Here is a 20,070-nt window from a genome sequence, read left to right on the forward strand (position 1 = left end):
GGCACGCCCGCACAGGTGAGCAGTTTTGTGGTTGACATTTTCTGCTGCTTGCCCCCCCTCCCCCTCGCGGCCCGGGGCCCCCCCCGCCCCCCCCCCCCCCCCCCGCCCCTCCTCCGGCCCCCCCCCCCCCCCCCCCCCCCCCCCCACCAACCCCCCCCCCCCCCCCCCCCCCACCCCCCCCCCCCGGGCCCTTGGTGGTGCTTTGTGCGGTGCGCGCCGCCGTCAGGCGGACTTGCGCGTGTCGCGCGGGTGCACGGCGATGTTCATGGCGCCGGAGCGCAGGACGGCCAGCCGCTCGGCCAGCACCTCCTCGAGCTCCTCGCGGGTGCGTCGCTCCATGAGCATGTCCCAGTGCGTACGCGCGGGCTTGCCCTTCTTCTCCTCAGGACCGTCGCCGTCCACCAGGAGTGCCACGGCGCCGCACGCCTTGCACTCCCACTCCGGCGGAATTTCCGCCTCCACAGAGAACGGCATCTCGAATCGATGGCCGTTCGGGCATGCGTACTCCACCGCCTGGCGTGGTGCCAGATCGATGCCGCGGTCGGTCTCGTAGCTGGTAACCACGAGTCGCGTGCCGCGGAGAGCTCGCTCACTCATGAATCGTGCCTCCCGGGCTTGGTCGCCCACAGGACAGGTGTCGCTGTCGTCGTCATCCGGTCAACGTCCGGTCGGCGGTGAAGATTCCCCGTTGAGGGACATGCGTCGCCCGTCGTGCCGCCCCTTGTTGTACCCACCAGCGCCCGTTTTGTCACATCTGGCAAGAGATGTCACCCTGTGTTTCCGCTGCTTGAGCGCGCAGTAACGGTCCGTCCGGTGGGTCGAAGGCGTACACTACCGCGCCGCCGGTTTCAGGGGTGAACCGGGTCCGGTACTTCGTGGACCGGAATGGTCGGATTGGCCGGATCGGCGGCCGTGGGCGGCTGCGTCCGGGTGTCCGTCCCTGCCTCCGCCCCGGCCTCCGTCCCGCCGTTCGCCCCGGCTGCCGTGGCCGGCTCGGCGCCGGCGAAGAGGCGCAGGAAGAACTGCGCCAGCGGGCCGATCGCCACCGCGAAGAGCACCGTGCCCACGCCCACGGTGCCGCCCAGCGCGAAGCCGGTCGCCAGCACGGTGACCTCGATGCAGGTCCGCACCAGTCGCACCGAGCGCCCGGTCCGCAGATGGAGGCCGGTCATCAGCCCGTCGCGCGGGCCCGCGCCGAAGCGCGGGGTGATGTAGAGCCCCGTCGCGACCCCGCACAGCACCACCGCGAACAGCAGGAGCGGGATCCGCGCCCAGAGCGTGCCGGGCGGCGCCGGCACCACGCTCAGCGTCGCGTCCACCATCAGGCCGATCACCAGCACGTTGGAGATCGTGCCGAGCCCGGGCCGCTGCCGCAGCGGGATCCACAGCAGCAGCACCAGCGCGCCGATGGCGATCGTGATCGTGCCGATCGACAGGCCCGTGTGCCGGGACACACCCTGGTTCAGCACGTCCCACGGCGCCAGCCCGAGCCCCGCGCGCAGCTGCAGCGCGATGCTGATCCCGTACAGCGCGAGCCCGCCGTACAGCTGGACGAGTCGGCGGGCGAGCGACGGGCCGGAGGGTCCGGATATCGGACCCGACGGCTCTGATCCCCGTGGCGCGGACAAGGAAATCCCCCCATTGGTGGTGCGAGTGGCTTGAGTCATGACAGTCTGTGGACTGGGTCGAAGGATGATCCATAGCCAATCCCGGGAAGGTGGACTGCACGCCATGACTCAGTGGACCTCTTCGGTCGGCGCGGCTCAGCTCGCGCGTCTGCTCGGCTCGCAGCACACGCGGGACACCGTCACCCCGCTCGGCGGCCGCCGGCTGCCCGCCTACCGCTCCCTCGCCGACGGCGTCCGGCTGCTCGTCCTCGAAGGGCGCGTGCCCGTGGCGGCCCGGCTGCCCGCCGAGCGCGAGCTGGCCGCCGCCCTGTCCGTGAGCCGCACCACCGTGGCCGCCGCCTACGAGGCGCTGCGCGGCGAGGGCTTCCTGGAGTCGCGCCGCGGCGCGGGCAGCTGGACCGCCGTGCCCGCGGGGAGCCCGCTGCCCACCCGGGCCCTGGACCCGCTGCCGCCGGAGGCCGCCGCGTCCGTGATCGATCTGGGCTGCGCCGCGCTCACCGCCCCCGAGCCCTGGCTCACCCGCGCCTTCCAGGGCGCCCTGGAGGAGCTGCCGCCCTACGCCCACACCCACGGCGACTACCCCGCCGGGCTGCCCGCCCTCCGGCAGGCCGTCGCCGACCGCTACACCGCGCGCGGCATCCCCACCATGCCCGAGCAGATCATGATCACCACCGGGGCCATGGGCGCCGTCGCGGCCATCTGCCGGCTGATGGCCGGGCGCGGCGAGCGGGTCGCCGTCGAGTCGCCCTCCTATGCCAACGTCCTCCAGCTGATGCGCGAGGCCGGCGTCCGGCTGGTGCCCGTGGCGATGGCGGACCGGCTCGGCGGCTGGGACCTCCACGCCTGGCGGCAGGTGCTGCGCGACGCGGCGCCGCGCATGGCCTACGTCATCGCCGACTTCCACAACCCCACCGGCGCGCTGGCCCCCGAGGAGCAGCGCCGGGAGCTGGTCGAGGCCGCCCGGGCCGCCGGCACGCTGCTGGTGGCCGACGAGACGATGTCCGAGCTCGTCCTCGACGAGGGGATCGAACTGCCGCGTCCCGTCTGCGCCTTCGACCCCGCGGGCAACGCCGTCATCACCGTCGGCTCGGCCAGCAAGTCCTTCTGGGCCGGCCTGCGCATCGGCTGGGTGCGGGCCGCCCCCGAGGTGATCCGCACCCTGATCGCCGCCCGCGCCTACGCCGACCTGGGCACGCCCGTCATCGACCAGCTGGCCGTGACCTGGCTGCTGAACACCGGCGGCTGGGACTCCGCCCTGGGGATACGGCGCGCGCAGACCCGGGAGAACCGGGACGCCGTCGTCGAGGCCGTCCGGCGGCACCTGCCCGACTGGGAGTTCACCGTGCCGCACGGCGGGCTCACGCTGTGGGCGCGCACCGGCGGGCTGTCCGGGTCCAGGATCGCCGAGGCCGCGGAGCGGCTGGGCGTGCGGGTGCCGTCGGGGCCGCGCTTCGGCGTCGACGGGGCCTTCGAGGGCTATGTGCGGCTGCCCTTCACCGTGGGCGCCCCGGTCGCCGAACAGGCCGCGACCCGGCTCGCCGAGGCCACCCGCCTGGTGGCGAGCGGGGCGACCGCCGCCGTCGAGACGCCCCGCACGTACGTGGCGTAGGACCGCCTACCCGGGCCGGCGCGGCAGCAGGCTCAGCACCGCCTCCCGCTCGGCGTCGGGCGTCTCCTCGTCGTACGGGTCCGGGGTGGCGGGCACCTGCAACCGCAGCACGGGCCCCGGCCCCAGGCGCGCGTAGCCCCGGCCGGGCGGCAGCAGGTCACCGGGGTGGATATGGGGGGCGGCGCCCAGCGCCGCGGCCGCCTCGCCGGCGGCGGCCGGGCCCAGCACGACCCGGGCCCCGGTCTGGGCGAACACCTCCGGGTCGAGCGCCCCGGCCTCCTCCAGCCGCTCGCCCACCACGACGGTGACGTTGGCGAGCCTGCCGTGCCGCAGCGGGCCCCGCAGCAGGTCCAGCGGGTCCGGGCGGCCCTCGGCGGCGGCGAGCCGGCCGAGCGCGACGGGCCGGTCGGCCACGATCCACAGGGGGCGGCGGACGTCGTCCGGGGCCGGGCGGCCGTGGAGACGGGCGTGGTCGGCGGCCGCGAGGCGCCGCTCGGTCTCGTGGGAGGCCCATTCGAGGACGGCCAGCGCCCCGGCGGCCGCGCACTCCACGGCCAGGACGCCCTCCCGCTCCGCCAGGAGGGCGAAGCCCCCCGTGCCGCCGCCGTCGAGCACCACCGCGTCGCCGTGCCGCAGGGCCTGGAGGGCGACCGAGCGCAGCAGGGTGGTGGTGCCGCGGCCGGCCCGGCCGAGGACCAGCAGATGGGGTTCGGTCGAGCGGGGCCCGGTGCGCCAGACGACCGGGGGCGCGTCGCGGTTCCCCTCGTCGCCGGTCACCGGCAGCCGGCGCGGCACGTCGGCCGGGTCGGTGAAGCCCAGCACGGTCTCCCCGGGGGCGGTCACGAACGGCTGGGCCCGGATGTCCGCGGGCAGCGGCGCGAGGGCGCCGAGCTCCAGCCGGTTGGCGGCCGGGTCCCAGGTGAACCGGTACTCCCGGCCCGGCCCGGCCTTGAACCGCAGCACCTGCTCGATCCTGCCCCGGGCGGCCTCCTCGCCGTCGGTGAAGCAGGCGGGGTAGCGCAGCCGGAGGAACGCGAGCCGGCCCCGGTCGTCGAAGGCGTGCTCCTCGAAGGCGGCGCTCCGGTCGCCGCCGCGCGCATACAGCGGATCCGGGTCCTCCGGGGTGCCGAGGTAGGGCACCAGCGCCTCGTAGAGCGACTGGAGGCGGGCGTCCTCGGCGGCGTCCGGCTCCGCGGGCTCCGGCGTCCGCTCCCGGCCGGCCCAGGCCCCCGCCGCCACCAGGACGGCAGCGGTCAGCGGCGGCCCGTACGGCACGAGCGCCAGGATGACCGCGGAGGAGCACAGCAGGAGCAGCGAGGGGCCGCGCCGGTCGGCGGGCATGCGCAGCCAGCCGCGGACCGCCCGGGCGGCCAGCCGGTGCAGTCCGCGTGCCACCACGAACAGCGGGTGGAGGACGTCCCGGATGCCGTCGGCGGCGCCGCGCGCGAGCTCCCTGCCCCGGTCGGACGAGATGCCGCCGGCCGGGGGGCGGGGGAGCGGGCGTGGGCCCGTGCCGGGCTCCGGGGGGTGGTGCCGTGAGGCGGACACGCCCTAGAACTTGAGGCCGCCCAGCAGATTGGCCAGGCTGGCGCCGCCCGCCTTGATGCTGGGGGCGATGCCGGTTCCCGCGAGATAGAAGCCGAACAGGGCGCAGACCAGCCCGTGCGAGGCCTTGAGGTTGTCCTTGCGGAAGAACAGGAAGACGACGATACCGAGGAGCACGACGCCCGACATGGAGAGGATCATGGGTATCTCCTGGGAGCTGGGGGGCGGTCACCATGAGTCCCTCCAGCTTCACAGAAAGTATTATTCCGGCAACTGGGGACACACCCGTACGGAGGATGGCAGACGATGACCGGACCGACGCCCGAGGCCGCGGAGCCCGCCCACGACCCCGAGGTGCTGCAGCTCGCCGCCAAGGTCTTCGACCTCGCGCGGCACGGGGACACCGATACGCTCGCCGCCTATGTGGACGCAGGCGTTCCGGCGAATCTCACCAACGACCGGGGCGACTCGCTCGTCATGCTCGCCGCCTACCACGGCCACCCGGACGCCGTCACCGCCCTGCTGGAGCGCGGTGCCGACCCGGACCGCCCCAACGACCGGGGGCAGACGCCGCTGGCGGGCGCCGTCTTCAAGGGCGAGGTCGAGGTGGTCCGCGTGCTGATGGCGCACGGCGCCGACCCGTCCGCCGGTATGCCGTCCGCCCTCGACACCGCGGCCATGTTCGCCCGCCAGGACCTGCTGGACCTGCTCCAGGGCGCGTGACCGGACCCGGCGGGAGCGATCGACGGCGGGCCGCCCCGGGGCGCTGACGCGACGTCAGCGCCCCGTTCCTCGCAAGCCGCTCAAGGCGGCCCACTGTCAACTCCTCGTGCACTCCACCGCCGTCGCGCGCCGCCTCTGCCCGGCCGGCCTCAGCCGCCGGCCGGCCCCGCCGCGGCCGCGCCCAGGGCCAGCACGGTATCCACCGTGTCGGCCTCGGCCGCCGTCTTGTCCTCCCGGTACCGCACCACCCGCGCGAAGCGCAGGGTCACTCCCGCGGGATACCGTGAGGACCGCTGGAGGCCGTCGAAGGCGATCTCCACCACCAGCTCCGGCCGTACGGTCACCACCTGGCCGTCGTCCCGCACCGCCAGCTCCAGCAGCCGCCCGGTCTGCCAGGCCAGCACCGCGTCCGTCAGCCCCTTGAACGTCTTGCCCAGCATCGCGAACGAGCCGTCCGGACGGCGCGCCCCCAGATGCAGGTTCGACAGCTTCCCCCGGCGCCGCCCGTGCCCCCACTCGGCGGCCAGCACCACCAGATCCAGGGTGTGCACCGGCTTCACCTTCAGCCACGCGGCTCCCCGCCGCCCCGCGCTGTAGGCGGAGTCCAACGCCTTGACCATCACCCCCTCGTGCCCACGCCGCAGCACCTCCTCCGCGAACTCCCGCGCGGCCGCCCGCGCCCCCTCCTCCGACGGATCGGCCACCACCAGCCGCCGCACCCGCAGCGGCTCGGGCACCACGCGGGCCAGCACCGCGTGCCGCTCGGCCACCGGCATCGTCAGCAGCTCCCGGCCGTCCACCTCCAGCACATCGAAGAACACCGGCGACAGCGGAAGGGTTGCACCGGCCCGCGTGCCCACCCGCCCGGCGATGTCCTGGAACGCGTGCGGCCGCCCCGCCGCGTCCAGCGCGATCACCTCCCCGTCCAGCACCACCGAGCCCACCGGCAGCTCCAGCGCCGCCGCGACCAGCTCCGGCAACCGGTCGGTGATCTCGTCCAGCGTCCGCGTCCAGACCCGCACCCGCCCGCCGTCCCGGTGCACCTGCACCCGGATGCCGTCGAGCTTCTCCTCCACCGCGCACGGCCCCAGCCGGTCCAGCGCCTCGTCGACGTCCCCGGCGCTCCGCGCCAGCATCGGCAGCACCGGCCGTCCCACCCGCAGCCGGAACTCCGCCAGCACCGCCGGGCCCCCGGCCAGCAGCGCCCGGGCCACCGCGCCCAGCGAACCCCCTACCATCACCGCCCGCCGCAGCTCCTCCGGCGCTGCCCCGGCCGCGGCCGCCAGGCCCTCCACGGCCAGCGCGTCCAGGGCGCCCTGACGCAGCTCGCCGCCGATCAGACGGATCAGGAAGTCCTGTTCCCCGGCGGTGGCCGCGCCCAGCAGCGCGCCGAGCAGGCGCCCGCGCTCGGCCCGCGCCCCCGGGCCCGACACCGCCGCGATCTCCGTGAGCGCCCGGTCGACGTCCAGCACGGTCAGGGTGGGCACGGCCGCCGGGGGCGGCGCGTCGCGCAGGGCGCTCCAGCCGACGCCGGTCCGGCGCTGCGGCAACCGGCCGGCGAGGTACGGGATGACGACGGGCGCCTCGTCCGGCTCGGCATCGCGGAACAGCCCGGCCAGCAGGGCGGTCTTCGCCGAGCGGGAGCTCGTCGCCGCCACCTCCCCGGACACGCGTGCGATCTCGGCGAGCAGCATGCCCCCATCGTGCGGCGCCCCGGGGCCCGCCGCAGGCCGGGCCCGCAGCCCCTCAGTCCGCCTCCGCCCCCCTCAGTCCGCCTCCGCCCCCCTCAGTCCGCCTCCGCCCCCCTCAGTCCGCCTCCGCCCCCTCAGTCCGCCTCCGCCCCCCCTCAGTCCGCCTCCGCCGCCCCCTCCCGTCCCGCGTTGTCGCTGATGCGGATCAGCACCGCCACCATCAGCCAGTTGGCCACCAGCGACGAGCCGCCCTTGGCGAGGAACGGCAGCGCCTTGCCGGTCAGCGGGATCAGCCCCAGCACACCACCCGCCACCACGAACACCTGGAGCGCCAGCGCCCCCGCCAGTCCCACCGCGAGCAGCTTGCCGAACGGGTCCCGCGAGCGCAGGGCCACGCTCAGGCCGCGCTGGACCAGCAGCGCGTACAGCACCAGGACGGCCATGGTCCCCGTGAGCCCGAGGTCCTCGCCGACGGTGGTGAGGATGAAGTCGCTGCGGCCGGCGAACCGGACCAGCTCGGGGTGGCCGAGCCCCAGCCCGCTGCCCGTGACCCCGCCGCTGCCGAAGCTGAAGAGGGCCTGCGCGGCCTGGTCCGAGACGCCGCTGCCCGCCCGGAAGGCGTCGAAGGGGTGCAGCCAGGCATCGATGCGCCCCTTGACGTGCGGTTCCATCGAGCCCACCACCCCGGCCCCGACCACGGCCATCAACACGCCGCACACCACCCAGCCGGTGCGCTCGGTGGCCGCGTACAGCATCACCACGAACAGGCCGAAGAAGATCAGCGAGGTGCCCAGGTCCCGCTCCAGGACCAGCACCAGCAGACTCAGCACCCACACCGCGAGGATCGGGCCGAGCTGCCGTCCCGGCGGCAGCCGCATGCCGAGCACCTTGCGCCCCGTCAGTGCCAGCGCGTCGCGGTGGATGACGAGATGGCCGGCGAAGAAGACCGCCATCATCGTCTTGACGAACTCGCCCGGCTGGAACGACAGCGGCCCGACGAGGATCCAGCGCTTGGCGCCGTAGAGGTCGCCGGGGAAGAACGCGGGCGCCATCAGCAGCACGAGCCCCACGGCCATCGTCAGATAGATGTAGCGCTGCAACCGGCGGTGATCCCGCAGCAGTGCCACCACGCCGACGCACACCGCCACCCCCACGACCGTCCACATCAGCTGCCCGGAGGCCGTCGGATCGGAGTCGTAGCGCCGGGCGTACGCGGGGTCCAGGCGGTACAGCAGCACCAGCCCCAGCGCGGAGAGCAGCACCGCCAGCGGCAGGATCAGCGGGTCGGCGTGCGGCGCCCGGCGCCGTACCGCCAGATGGGGCACGAGCGCCAGGCACACCAGGACGCCCGCGAAGCCGGTCAGCCCGCCGGGGACCCGGCCGGCGGTCGCCAGGCCGGTGTACGCGTACCCGCAGCAGCTGATCAGGACGGCGAGGAGGAGCAGCAGCCCCTCGTCGCGGCGGCGCCGGGCGGCCGTCCGGGGCGCGTCCGCCACCGGCGCACCGCTGTCGCCGCTTCCGTCGACTCGTACGGTTTCCACGGTCACACCCGTCATGATGCGCGCGGCCCCGGACCGCCCGCGGGAACAGGACCCGGGCCACGATGCCCACGCCCCCGGCGTCACATGTCCGGCGCAATACGCGGCTCGTATGAACATGGCCGGGTGACGGTGCGTGATGTCGCGCACACTTAGTGGAATTGTCGTAACCGGCCGGAGTCGCGCCGAGTTGTGGCACCGGCACCGCAGGACCGACGACGCAGGACGGAGCAGTGGTTCAGCCATGAGCAAGCGCCAGAAGGGCCGCCGACACCGCAGGGTCAACCGCACCCCCCGCCCCATGGGGACCGCCCGCCCCGCCGGGGCGCGCCCCGAGCCGAAGCGCGAGGTGCGCCAGGAGCGGCCCGTGCCGGTGCCGGCGCCCGCGCTGGGCCGGCACGAGGCCCGCACCTGGGACGGGTTGCGGGCCTTCGGTGCCGACGGGGCGTCCGTGGACGAGCTGAGCGCCTCGGTGGGCTATCAGCTGCGCACGATCCTCAAGCACGTCAACGGGCTCGCCGGGCACGGCCTGGCGGAGCTGCGCGGCGACCGCTGGTACGCCAGGGCGGAGGAGAGTGTCCGCGCGAGCTGACGCGCGCCCGGGCCGGGGCGGGCGCGCGCCACGCCCGCCCCGGCCGAGGCGCCCCGGCCAGGTGGTTCGCGCCTCACCCGACGCGCCGCGCGCCCCCGTTCTCGCCGCGCCGCCGCGCGAGGGCGGCGAGGACCGCCTCGTGGCCCCGCAGCGCCTCCGCCGCGCGCTCCAGCGAGCGGGCGGCCGTCTCGGCGCGCTCCGCGTGGGTGAGGATGCGCTCCCGCAGCACGGTGCCCTCCGCGCCGAGCAGAGTGACGGCGTCGGCGCCGGCCCGCAGCCGTCCCGCCTGCTCGCGCAGGTTGTCGGCCTGCGCCCGCACCGATCGCGACCAGGGGACCGGGACGCTCTCGTCCGGGGCCGTCACCGCGTCCCCGCCCAGGGCGTGAAGGCGTTGCGCACGCCCTCCAGGACCGGCGCCAGCTCCGGGTGGTGCCGCAGCAGGACGTCGCGCATCGTCGTACGGTCGATCCACTCCAGGCCCTCCGCGGTGTAGATCCCCGGCCGGTAGTCGGTGGTGAAGAAGCGGTCGCTCTTCAGGCGCCGGGACGCCATCAGCACGAACACCCGGAACGCCGTGTCGCTGAACGCGAAGCCCCGCGGCCGGGGTTCGGCGTACATCCCGACCATGGTGTCGACCCGGTCCAGACGTCCGTCGTAGACCTCCCGCAGCTCGGCGGCCAGCCGGGCGTTCCCGCCGGTCAGCTCCTCGAAGGAGGCCACCGGCGGCCGGTGCAGCGCGGCCCGGAAGGCGGTGTAGCGCGGCACGCCGCGCTCGCGGTCGCGCAGCACGTCCACCGTGCCCAGGTCGACGTGCTCCCCGGACACGCGCACCAGGTCGCGCAGGCAGTCGGGGTGATTGTGCAGGGTGATGGCGCCCGGGTGGGTGACGCCGAAGGAGTAGAGCAGGTCGGTGGTGCCCCAACGGTCCACCGCCTTCCGGGTGGCCAGCGCCTGGAGCGACTCGAAGCCGGTGAGGTCGACGAGCTCGCCGGTGCGGTGGGAGCGGATCTCGTACTCGTCGCGGATCAGCGGGTGCAGCCGGTACGAGGTGACGAACTCCTCGGTCATGGAGTACGGCGCGGCGTGGTGCGCGGTCGGGGAGCCGGGGATGCCGAACAACGCCTCGCCCCGGCCGTAGCGCCCCACCCGGCGCCGCAGCCGCGCCGGGAGCACCCCGTACCAGTTGATGTGCATCGCCGCGCGGGTCACCGGGCGGTCGATGACCGCCGGCGTCCACTCCACCGTGTGGATCTTGGCCATGACGGCGGCGTTCACCAGCCGCGCCACCTGGAACAGCCGCTCGTCGTCCCAGGTGGGGTGCGCGGCGGCGATCCGCGCGCAGATCGCGTTGTGCTCCTTGGCGAAGAGCGTGTGCAGCAGCGACAGGCCGACCCAGTAGTTGTCGTTGAAGCCGGTGGCGTCGATGCCGGAGAGCCCCGGACGCGTCTCGTCCGGCAGCCTGCCGTCCACCACGGCGAGCCGGCCGCCCTCGCCCGTGCGCAGCTCCCGGCACCTGCGCTCGTCCGACCCGTAGATCTGCGAGCCGTCCCACCAGTGGGTGACGGTGTTCTCGTACGTCGGCGGCCGCCCGGGCCCGGTGTGGGCGACGGGGTCGGGCCGGCTGCGCCGGACCAGCATCGGGCAGCGCGGCCAGTCGTCGTCCGATGCCAGCGGTACGTCCAGGGGCGTCTCGGCGGGATTGTCGCCGTGGCTGAACCAGCCGTGGTTCTGGAACTGGATCCAGGCCGCGGCCAGCAGGTTGAGCGAGGTCGCCGGGCGGAAGCCCCGGGAACGGGCCAGCAGCCGCCGGCTGACCTCCCGGGGACTCGGCGCGAAGAGCCCCTGCTCCTCGGACTCGGGGAAGGTCTGCGGCAGTGGGCAGTTGCGGTCGAAGCGGGTGCCGGCGCGGCCCATGTCCGCGTCGGCCGGGTCGTAGCCGGAGCCGTCGTAGCTGCGGTGCGGCAGCGGGTCGGCGGTGGGCGTGCGGGGCCGCTCGCCGCCGGCGCCGTGGGTGTCGTGCAGATTGTGGGCGCGCAGCAGCTCCCGTTGCCGTCTGATCTCCAGCAGCGCCAGGGGGAAGGGCAGGGAGTGCCACTCGCGGCGGTGCCGTGGTGCCGGTGTCATCTGTCGCTCTCCAACGGGGGTCGCTCCAACGGGGGGTCGCTCCAACGGGGGGTAGCTCTCCGGAAGGGGGAGGGATGGTGGGTCAGCGGTCGTGGAGCCGGAGGACGACGCTCTCCTCCACCCGGCCCCGGTACGGCGCGAGCAGGGCGTCCACCCGGTCGCGCGCCTCGGGGACCACCTCGTCGAGGCTCCGCGCGTACGCCCCCGCGTTGTGGCACTGCGGGAAGTCGTGCGACCGGTCCACCCAGGTGATCTCCAGCCAGTCGGCGGGCACGGGGAAGACCGACACCGGGCCGCGGCCTTCCAGGTTGGGCACCACGTCGTGCTCGTTGACGAGGCTGACCACCCGGGTCCGGGGATCGAGCGGGCGCTTGAAGTCGACCGGGGAGCCGACGGCGACGGCGTGGGTGAGCCGCCACCGCTCGTTGACGTCGGGCAGCTCGGTCAGGTTCAGCGCCGTGATGCCGCCCAGGCTGTGCCCGACCAGCGCCACCTCGGCGCCCCCGGGCACCACCCGGGCGAGGGCCTTGCGCACCGCCCGGGTGTACGGCGTGTCGTTGCGGCCCACCGCCGTGACCGCGCCGACCAGGTCCTGCGGGGTGGCGTTGCGGGGCCGCCCGAAGGCCATGCCCGGCAGTACCACCACATAGCGGACGGCACCGTCCGGGCCGGTCACCCGCTGGATCAGCATCCGGCCCGTGGCGCCCAGGAGCGCCACGTTGCGCAGCTGGCCGCTGACGCTCCCGCCGGTGTCCAGCCGGGCCAGGAGCGCCGGGTCGGGCGGCAGCACCTCGGCCCGCCCGGCCCCCCGGTCCCAGCGCGCCCAGGCGCCGATGGTCGTGCCCAGCACCGGATCACCGTCCGCCCGGGTGCCGGTGACGATGTGCCAGGCCGCCGCGTCGTTGAACGGGTTCTCGTCCACCAGCGCGTTCCACGCCATCACCTCGGCCAGCGAGGGGGCGAGCTGGGCCAGCGACCGTTCCGTGCCCTGCTCCCGGGCGTTCTGCCGCAGCGTCCGCAGGGCGCGCAGCTGCCGGTCCGCCGCGATGGCGTCCAGCAGCCGCCGCACCGGCCCGTCCTCGGCGAACTCCGGATGGCGCACCGAGCACAGCCGGATGCGCAGCTCCAGCGAGGTCACCGCCACCGCGACCGCCAGGCTCTCGCGGCTGGTGAGCACGCCGCCCAGCCACGCCGCCCGGCCCACCCGCCCGCCGTCGGGCGCGTACCCCAGCCCGGCGGACGACGTCAGGGCGCCCGCCAGGGCCCGTACGGCCCGCAGCCCGCTGCGCGGCGAGCGGGCCAGGGAGGCGGCCAGGGCCGGGGCGGTGATCACGGCCGTCAGCGCCCGGCCCGCCGCCCGGATCTCGCCGGCCGCCCGGCCGAGCGTCCGGGCCACCGCGGCGAGGGCGGCCACGTCGGGGCCGGTGGCACGGGTGCCGCTGCCGGCCGTCATGACCCCTCCGGGGCGCGGTAGGGGCGGTAGCCGACGCGCAGCCGCGTCGCGTCGAAGGTGTGCGGCAGCGGCGCGCCCGGTCCCAGGCGTACGCCCGCCACCGCCAGTTCGCCGCCGCGCAGGAACTCGGCGACGAAGCCGGTCGCCAGCTGGAGCGCCAGCTCCGTCCCGCTGCACCGGGCCTCGCCGCGGCTGAACGGGCTCAGCGCCCAGTCCGTCTCCGCCGTGCCGTCCAGCCACTTGTCGGGCGCGAAGCGGTGGGCGTAGTCGATCCGCTCCCCGTCGCGGGTGTGGAAGGCGGCGGGCACCAGGACGTTCGCCCCGCCCGGCGCCGCGCCCGCCCGCCAGCGGGTCTCCGCCGTCGTGCGCCGCAGCAGGCCCGGCACCGGCGGCCACAGCCGCGCCGCGTCCTGGACGCACGCGCGCAGATAGGGCATGTCCCGGAACCCGCCCACCGTGCGCGCGCCGTGCCGGCGGTCCGCCGCCGCGACCTCCTCGGCGGCCCGCCGGTGGTGCGCCGGATGCGTGGCCAGGAGCGCCAGCGTCTGCGTCACCACGGTGTGCAGCCCGCCCAGCGCCATGAACCAGTGCGCGACCTGCCCCTCGGGGGCGGTCTCCGGGCCCCGGGGCGCCGTGCGGAACAGTCCCGTCAGGCTGCGCGGGTCGGCGTCGCACAGATATCGCGCCTGACGCTGCATCATCTTCCGCCGGATCCGGCGGGTACGGGCCGTGCGCCAGCGCCGTGCCCCCATCCAGTTGGCCTCGGCGAGCAGTTCGCCCAGCAGCCGGGAGAACTCCGTGTCGCCGGCGGCCGCCTCGCCCAGGAAGCAGCGCCGTCCCACGCGCTCGATCCGCGCGCGGATCTCGTACGCCGCCAGCCCGGCCTCCGCGCGCGGTCCCAGCAGCTCGCGGGCCTCCTCGCCCGCGATCCGCAGGAAGTGCCCGGCGAGCCGGTGCACCGGGCACCCGGCGTCCAGGACCGCGTCGTTGAACGCCCGCCGCGCCGTGCGCTGCCGGCCGTGCGAGGCGACCAGCGCCTCGGGCTGCACCGAGGCGAACGCGCTCACCTTCTCCCACGTGTCGACGGCGTACACCTCGACCGGCCCGGCCAGCACCTGCCGGACGTCCTCCGCGTCCAGCACCAGCAGCGTCGGCCCGAAGGCCCCGCGCACCACGACCGGCCCCCGGCCGTACCGCCGGCGCAGGGCGCGCATCAGCTCCACGCCGCGCCGGTCCGGGTCGATCCGGGCCACCAGCCGGGCCATCCGGGGGCGCGAACGGAAGGAGCCCCTGAGGTAGTTGGGCAGGAAGTAGCCCAGGGTCAGCCGCAGGTTCTCGCTCCGGCCGGCGGTGGGCAGACCGGAGGGTGTGTCCTCCCCGAAGAGGTCCGCCGCGGGGCCGGCCGTGCTGCCGAAGGTCCTGCTCGTCCAGCTCATGCCAGCACCTTCCCGGGGTTGAGCAGACCCTCCGGGTCCAGCAGCCGCTTGATGTCCCGCTGCAACCGCAGGGCGCGCGGCGGCAGCTCCCGGGTCAGCCACTCACGTTTGAGCGTGCCCACGCCGTGCTCGCCGGTGATGGTGCCGCCCAGCTCCAGGCCCGCCGCCATGATCGCGTCGTACGCCTCCCGTGCGCGCCGTGTCGCCCCGGGATCGGAACGGTCGAAGACGACCGTCGGATGGAGGTTGCCGTCGCCGGCGTGGCCGGCGGTGGCGATGTACAGGCCGTACTCCGCCGCGATCTCCTCGACGCGCTCGACGAGGGCGGCCAGCCGGTCCCGCGGCACGGCCACGTCCTCGACGAACGCCGCCGCCTCGCCCGGCATCCGCCGCGCCACCCCGGCCAGCGCGGGCATCACCATGCGCCGCGCGTCCAGCACCCGCCGGCAGCCCGCGTCGTCCTCCCCGAGCGTGACGGACAGCGCCTTGGCCTCCCGGCACAGCTCGGCCATCGCCCGGACCCGGGCCGCCGCGTCGGGGGCGTCGCTCGCCGCGATCAGCGTCGCCCCGCCCCCGCCGGCCAGCAGCGGATGGCCCAGCGCCGCCACGGCCTCCGTCGTCGTGGCGTCCATCAGCTCCAGCGCCGAGGGCACGTGCCCGGCCCGGATGACCGCGCCGGCGGCCGCGCCGGCGTCCCGGGTGCTCGCGAAGGTCGCCAGCAGCGCCAGCGCGGGCGGCCGCGGCGGCAGCAGGGCCAGCGTCGCCTCGACGATCACGCCGAGCGTCCCCTCGGACCCGACGAACAACCGCGTCAGGTCGTACCCGGCGACGCCCTTGACCGTGTCCCGCCCCACCCGCAGCACCTCGCCGTCGGCCAGGACGACCGTGAGGCCGAGGACGTAGTCGGCGGTCACGCCGTACTTCACACAGCACAGGCCGCCCGCGCCGGTGGCGATGTTGCCGCCGATCGTGCACGTCTCCCCCGAGGCGGGGTCGGGCGGGTAGCACAGGCCCTCGCCCGCCACGGCCGCCGCGAGGTCGGCGGTGACGACGCCCGGCTCGCAGCGCACCAGCCGGTTCGCCGCGTCGATCTCCAGGATGCGGTCCATCCGGACCATGGACAGCACCACGCAGCCGTTCACCGCGTTGGCGGCCCCGGCCAGCCCCGTACGGGCGCCCTGCGGCACCACGGGGACACCCAGGGCGCTCGCGGTCCGCAGGACGTGCCGGACCTCGTCCACGGTCCCGGGGCGGACGACGACGGCGGGTCTGCCCGACTCGGCGAAGGGAGCGGCGTCGTGGCGGTGCAGGGCGAGCTCGGTCTCCGAGGTGCCGAGCGCCTCCGGAGGCAGAGCCTCCGCGAGGGCCGTGAGCAGCCGGTCGGCTGCGGGAAGGGTCATGGGCAGCTCCATGCGACGGGGCCCGGAAGGGCGGGTACGGGAGGGAGTGGGTGCCGGGGCGGACGCGCGGGCGCGGGCGCCCGGCGGCCGGAGCGGAGGGAGGGTCAGAGCACCGGCGGGACGGTCGTCACCGGGGCCTCGATCAGGACGGGCCCGTCCTGCCGGGTCGTCGCGGCCGCCACCAGCTCGGCCAGGTGCGCCGGGTCGGTGGCCCGGTGGGCGGGAACGCCGTAGCCCCGGGCGAGCGCGCACAGGTCGAGCCCGGGCAGGTCCAGGCCGGGCACCCCGTGGGTGTTCCCGAAGCGGCCGAACCATTTGAGGATGGCGTACTCGCGGTTGGCCGGGATCACGAACGTCACCGGCACCCGGTAGGCGGCCGCCGTCCACAGCGCCGTGATCGCGTACTGCGCGGACCCGTCGCCCACCAGCGCCACCACCGGCCGCTCGGGACGCCCCAGCCGCGCCCCCACGGCGGCGGCGAGGCCGAAGCCCAGGCCGCCGCCCGTGGTCATCAGGAACGAGTCCGGGCGGTCGACGCGCACGTGGTCGCGGAACGCCTGGATGTTGGAGGGGGATTCGTTGACCCACACCGTGTCCTCGGGCGCCGCGCCGGCCACGGCGGCGATCGCGATCGCGGCCGACATCGGTTCGCCGTCGGCCTCCGGCACCTCCACCGGGGTCCGGGCCGGCCGCACCGGGCCCGCGTCGCCGCGCTTGTCCACCAGCTCGGCGAGCAGCTCCAGGGTGGGCCGCAGCCCGGCGACCAGCGCGTCACCGGCGGGCGCGCGGGCGGCCTCGCCGGGGTCGCTGGTGATCAGGACGAGCTCGCTGCCCTCGGCCAGCAACGGACCGGGCACGTACGGGTAGTAGCGGAACACCGGCGCTCCCACGACGAGCACCAGGTCGTGCCCGGCGAGGGCCTGGGCGAGCGGGCCGATGGCCGGGGGCAGCACGCCCTGGTAGAGCGGGTGGTTCTCCGGGAAGCCCACCCGGCCCTCCACGGGAGAGGCCCACACCGGCAACCGACGGCGCTCCGCCAGCGCCACCGCCGCCGACCAGGCGCCCTCCGAGTCCACCGCGCCGCCCGTCACCAGCACAGGATCGACGGCCGCCTCCAGCCGCCGGGCGAGCGCCTCGACGCACGGCCGGTCGGCCGCCGTCAGGTCGTGGACCCGCCGCTCGGCGGCGTGCCGGGCGGCCCGCAGCTCGGCCTCGTCCAGCTCGACGTCCCAGTCGTCCATCGGCAGCGAGAGGAACACCGGCCCGCGCGGGGCGGTCTCGGCGATGTGGAAGGCGCGGGCGAGCGCGGCGGGCACGTCCTGGGCGCGCGGGGGCTCGTACGCCCACTTGACGGCCGGCCGGGGCAGGGCGGTGGCGTCCGTGTTCGTCAGCAGCGCCTCCATGGTCATCATGGCGCGCACCTGCTGCCCGGCCGTCACGACCATCGGCGTGTGGTTGGCGGCGGCCGTGAGGATCGCCCCCATGGCGTTGCCCACGCCGGGCGCCGTGTGGAGGTTGACCAGTGCCGTGGTGCCGGTGGCCTGGGCGTAGCCGTCGGCCATGCCGACGACCACGGCCTCCTGGAGACCGAGGACGTACCGGAAGTCCGCGGGGAAGTCCTGGAGGAAGGGGAGCTCGGTGGAGCCCGGGTTGCCGAACACCGTGGTCGCTCCGCGGGACCGCAACAGCTCACGCGCGGCTGCGCGTACGGTCGTCATGCCTGGCACCTCTTGGGGTCATTGGGCCGTTCGGGGAGGGGGAGCATTGCCACTTCCCGACCGGCGAAGCCAGGACGCCGGAAGATCACCTGAGTATTCATCCGCGCGGGTGAATACCCCCTGGCCTGCGCCGTATTGCCGCGGAGCGGGTTCTACCGTCGCCCGCATGCCTGACATGGATGAGATCATCCGACGAATTCGACGCGATATGGACACGGAGTTGCGCAAACGGGCGAGACGGGCCATGGACGGCCCCGCGGGGTGGGCCGTCTCGGGCGAGGGCGGAGCGGAGACGAGCGAGGACCTACGGGGGTGTCCGGCGGCGGCACCCGCGGGCCGGTCCGGGGCCGGGGCGGGGGAGTAGCCCGTCGGTGTGCGGCGGTCGCGGGCGTGCGACCGCCCCGCCGCGTGGGCGGCGGGGCGTGCCGTACGGGAATCGGTCGGCCTGCGGAGAGGGTGGCCCGGCCGGGTCGTGGGCGGTGCCGGTGAGGCCCGGGCGCCGGTGGGCGCCCGGACGGATCACCGGCCGAGGACGGCCGCGCCGCGGGTGCCCCGTGCGGAGCCCAGGGCCGCGAGGGCGAGAGCGGTCAGGCAGCAGACGATGCCGACCACGACATTGCTGACCTGGGCGGCCGTGCCGAACGGGTGGCCCGAGACGATCCACGGGGCCATGATCGACCAGGCGCCGATGCCCAGGGCGGCCCAGCTGCTGGAGTGGACGCGTTCATACGCCGGACCGAATCCGCCGACCAGGCAAGCGAAGGCGATTCCGGCTATCAGGTTGTTGATGGTCAGGGTGGAGGCGCCGTTGAAGCCGGCGATCCATGGTGAGGCGGCCAGATAGACGCCACAGAGGAGGGCGAGGGCCTCGACCCCCTGGGCGACCGGGGTCGCCGTCGTCTCCTCGGAGTGGGCGCGGAGGGCGAGGATGTCCGGGTGGTGCTCGATCCCGGGCGTCGTACGGGGGACGGTCACGTCAGCCACCTTCTTTCGTGCCGAACGGACCTGGTGACCTGGTTGCATTTTAACCCAATTGGCCGTGAATTCACCCTATTGGCGGTAGGAAGTGACGCCTGGTCCGAAGAGGGGGCGTACGGGACGGGCAGTCGGGGAAAGGATGTCCACCGGGGGCGCAGGAGGCTGCCGAAGGGGCAGCAGGAACGGTACTGCAGGGGGAGGAGTTCACCATGGACGATCCCGAGACGACCGAGGAACGCCTGTCCGCCGGATCCGGCGGCACGACCCCGGCCCGGCCCGCCCGGCCGGCCGAGCCGGGCCGCGCGCCCGTGCGGGCCCGCCCCGAACCGCCCGCCGCGGGCGACGAGGACGACCCCGAGCCCCATATCGTGCGCGGCATGGACTGACGCTCACGGGACGTTCCCCGGGTGGAAAGATCCACGTGGCCCGCGCCACGCGCCGGTGGCCGACAACACCCGTATGCGTGTCGTCATCGTCACCGAATCGTTTCCGCCCGACGTCAACGGCGTCGCGCACTGCGCCTGGCAGACCGCCCGGCACCTCGCGCTGCGCGGCCACGAGCCGCTCGTCGTCACGCCGGCCGGAGCCCGCGGCCGGCCCGGCGAGGAGCACGGGGCCGGGCCGTGCCCGGTCGTGCGCGTGCCGTCCGTGCCGCTGCCGGGATATCCGCAGATCCGCGTCGCGCTGCCCAGCCGGCGCCCGGCCGCCGCGCTGGCCGCCCACCGGCCGGACATCATCCACCTCGCGAGCCCCTTCGTCCTCGGCGCGCGCGCCATGGCGGCCGCCGGCCGCCTCGGCGTGCCGGCCGTGGCCGTCTACCAGACCGACCTCGGCGGCTACGCGCGCACCTATCTGGGCGCCGGCGAGGCCGTCGCCTGGCGCCGGCTGCGCGCGGTCCACGGCGCCGCCGACCGCACCCTCGCGCCGTCCACGGCCGCCGTCCGCGACCTGGCGGCGCACGGTGTGCCCCGGGTACGGCTGTGGCCGCGCGGCGTCGACTCCGAGCGCTTCCACCCCGGCCGCCGCGACCTCGAACTCCGGCGGGCGCTCGCCCCCGGCGGCGAGCTCATCGTCGGGTACGTGGGACGCCTCGCGCCCGAGAAGCGCGTGGACCTCCTGGGGCCCGTCTGCGCCCTGCCCGGCGTGCGCGTCGTCATCACCGGCGACGGCCCGTACGCGGCCCGGCTGCGCGCCTCCCTGCCCGGCGCCCGCTTCCTCGGCACCCGGACCGGCGACGAACTCGCCCGCATCTTCGCCTCACTGGACGTCTTCGTGCACACCGGTCCGCAGGAGACCTTCTGCCAGACCGTCCAGGAGGCCCAGGCGAGCGGCGTGCCCGTCGTCGCCCCCGCCGCCGGCGGCCCCCTCGACCTCGTGGAGCACGCCCGGACCGGCCTCCTCGTCCGCCCCCACGACGCCGAGGCCCTGCGCGACGCCGTCCTCTCCCTGGAGACCGCGCGCCGCGCCCGCACCGCGTACGGCCGGGCCGGCCGGGCCGCCGTCCTGTCCCGCACCTGGACGGCCGTCGGCGACCAGCTGCTCACCCACTACGCCGAGGTCCTCGCCGCCCGCGCGACCGGCTCGCCGGCCGCCCGGGGGCAGGCCTGCGCGTGAGCCGTCACCGGGCCCGCGCCC

Annotated in this window: 18 protein-coding genes; 5 read left to right on the top strand and 13 right to left on the bottom strand. The window is 75.6% G+C overall.

Going from position 1 to position 20,070, the window contains the following annotated elements; translation table 11 throughout:
* Positions 1-222 precede the first annotated feature (222 nt).
* Both AC07BS_RS32820 and yczE read right to left on the bottom strand, forming a co-directional pair.
* The gene (locus tag AC07BS_RS32820; protein WP_004948858.1) at positions 223-597 is read right to left on the bottom strand and encodes an RNA polymerase-binding protein RbpA; all 375 of its coding nucleotides are present in this window, start codon (positions 595-597) and stop codon (positions 223-225) included.
* 251 nt (positions 598-848) lie between these two features.
* Positions 849-1,667: a membrane protein YczE gene (yczE, locus tag AC07BS_RS32825; RefSeq protein WP_478935308.1), complete on the bottom strand. Its 819-nt coding sequence runs from the start codon at positions 1,665-1,667 to the stop codon at positions 849-851.
* A gap of 64 nt (positions 1,668-1,731) precedes the next feature.
* Between yczE and AC07BS_RS32830 the strand changes: the two genes are divergently transcribed.
* Positions 1,732-3,237: an SCO1417 family PLP biosynthesis transcription factor gene (locus AC07BS_RS32830; protein WP_478644296.1), complete on the top strand. Its 1,506-nt coding sequence runs from the start codon at positions 1,732-1,734 to the stop codon at positions 3,235-3,237.
* 6 nt (positions 3,238-3,243) lie between these two features.
* On the opposite strand, the gene AC07BS_RS32835 is transcribed toward AC07BS_RS32830, so the two are convergent.
* Both AC07BS_RS32835 and AC07BS_RS32840 read right to left on the bottom strand, forming a co-directional pair.
* Positions 3,244-4,785, bottom strand: a complete 1,542-nt coding sequence (locus AC07BS_RS32835) for a hypothetical protein (protein WP_478935309.1) — start codon at positions 4,783-4,785, stop codon at positions 3,244-3,246.
* A 3-nt stretch (positions 4,786-4,788) separates the two neighbouring features.
* The gene (locus AC07BS_RS32840) at positions 4,789-4,983 is read right to left on the bottom strand and encodes a hypothetical protein (protein ID WP_478644292.1); all 195 of its coding nucleotides are present in this window, start codon (positions 4,981-4,983) and stop codon (positions 4,789-4,791) included.
* A gap of 105 nt (positions 4,984-5,088) precedes the next feature.
* Between AC07BS_RS32840 and AC07BS_RS32845 the strand changes: the two genes are divergently transcribed.
* Positions 5,089-5,505 (top strand): ankyrin repeat domain-containing protein, encoded by a 417-nt coding sequence (locus AC07BS_RS32845; protein ID WP_478644291.1) that lies wholly within the window; start codon positions 5,089-5,091, stop codon positions 5,503-5,505.
* A gap of 149 nt (positions 5,506-5,654) precedes the next feature.
* Here the strand turns inward: AC07BS_RS32845 and AC07BS_RS32850 are convergent, their stop codons facing one another.
* Positions 5,655-7,199 carry an ATP-dependent DNA ligase gene (locus AC07BS_RS32850; protein ID WP_478935310.1) on the bottom strand — a complete coding sequence of 515 codons (1,545 nt, stop codon included), beginning with the start codon at positions 7,197-7,199 and terminating at the stop codon, positions 5,655-5,657.
* 152 nt (positions 7,200-7,351) lie between these two features.
* Positions 7,352-8,752 (bottom strand): FtsW/RodA/SpoVE family cell cycle protein, encoded by a 1,401-nt coding sequence (locus AC07BS_RS32855; protein ID WP_478644289.1) that lies wholly within the window; start codon positions 8,750-8,752, stop codon positions 7,352-7,354.
* A 226-nt stretch (positions 8,753-8,978) separates the two neighbouring features.
* Between AC07BS_RS32855 and AC07BS_RS32860 the strand changes: the two genes are divergently transcribed.
* Positions 8,979-9,326, top strand: a complete 348-nt coding sequence (locus AC07BS_RS32860; RefSeq protein ID WP_478935311.1) for a hypothetical protein — start codon at positions 8,979-8,981, stop codon at positions 9,324-9,326.
* A 73-nt stretch (positions 9,327-9,399) separates the two neighbouring features.
* Here the strand turns inward: AC07BS_RS32860 and AC07BS_RS32865 are convergent, their stop codons facing one another.
* From AC07BS_RS32865 to AC07BS_RS32895, 7 genes are all read right to left on the bottom strand, one after another.
* Positions 9,400-9,690, bottom strand: a complete 291-nt coding sequence (locus tag AC07BS_RS32865; protein ID WP_478644285.1) for a hypothetical protein — start codon at positions 9,688-9,690, stop codon at positions 9,400-9,402.
* A complete protein-coding gene (locus AC07BS_RS32870) occupies positions 9,687-11,450 on the bottom strand; it encodes a peroxidase family protein (RefSeq protein ID WP_478644283.1) in 1,764 nt (587 codons plus the stop codon). Before AC07BS_RS32870 ends, AC07BS_RS32865 begins: the two co-directional genes overlap by 4 nt.
* 82 nt (positions 11,451-11,532) lie before the next feature.
* Positions 11,533-12,903 carry an alpha/beta hydrolase family protein gene (locus AC07BS_RS32875; RefSeq protein WP_478644281.1) on the bottom strand — a complete coding sequence of 457 codons (1,371 nt, stop codon included), beginning with the start codon at positions 12,901-12,903 and terminating at the stop codon, positions 11,533-11,535.
* On the bottom strand, positions 12,900-14,339 hold the full coding sequence (locus AC07BS_RS32880) for a cytochrome P450 (RefSeq protein ID WP_478935312.1): 1,440 nt from the start codon (positions 14,337-14,339) through the stop codon (positions 12,900-12,902). Before AC07BS_RS32880 ends, AC07BS_RS32875 begins: the two co-directional genes overlap by 4 nt.
* Entirely contained in the window at positions 14,336-15,739 is a 1,404-nt protein-coding gene (locus AC07BS_RS32885) for an FAD-binding oxidoreductase (protein ID WP_478935313.1), read from the bottom strand. The genes AC07BS_RS32880 and AC07BS_RS32885 overlap by 4 nt, the downstream gene beginning before the upstream one ends.
* A 104-nt stretch (positions 15,740-15,843) precedes the next feature.
* On the bottom strand, positions 15,844-17,457 hold the full coding sequence (gene mdlC / locus AC07BS_RS32890; RefSeq protein ID WP_478644275.1) for a benzoylformate decarboxylase: 1,614 nt from the start codon (positions 17,455-17,457) through the stop codon (positions 15,844-15,846).
* Between the two features lie 519 nt (positions 17,458-17,976).
* Positions 17,977-18,432 carry an SPW repeat protein gene (locus tag AC07BS_RS32895; RefSeq protein ID WP_478935314.1) on the bottom strand — a complete coding sequence of 152 codons (456 nt, stop codon included), beginning with the start codon at positions 18,430-18,432 and terminating at the stop codon, positions 17,977-17,979.
* Between the two features lie 212 nt (positions 18,433-18,644).
* Here AC07BS_RS32895 and AC07BS_RS32900 point away from each other — a divergent pair, with 212 nt between their 5' ends.
* Both AC07BS_RS32900 and AC07BS_RS32905 read left to right on the top strand, forming a co-directional pair.
* Positions 18,645-18,821, top strand: coding sequence for a hypothetical protein (locus AC07BS_RS32900; protein ID WP_478644270.1), 177 nt, complete (start codon positions 18,645-18,647; stop codon positions 18,819-18,821).
* A gap of 73 nt (positions 18,822-18,894) precedes the next feature.
* Positions 18,895-20,049, top strand: a complete 1,155-nt coding sequence (locus AC07BS_RS32905; protein ID WP_478935315.1) for a glycosyltransferase family 4 protein — start codon at positions 18,895-18,897, stop codon at positions 20,047-20,049.
* Positions 20,050-20,070: the final 21 nt, after the last annotated feature.

It is taken from the genome of Streptomyces sp. NPDC044063 (assembly GCF_056434285.1).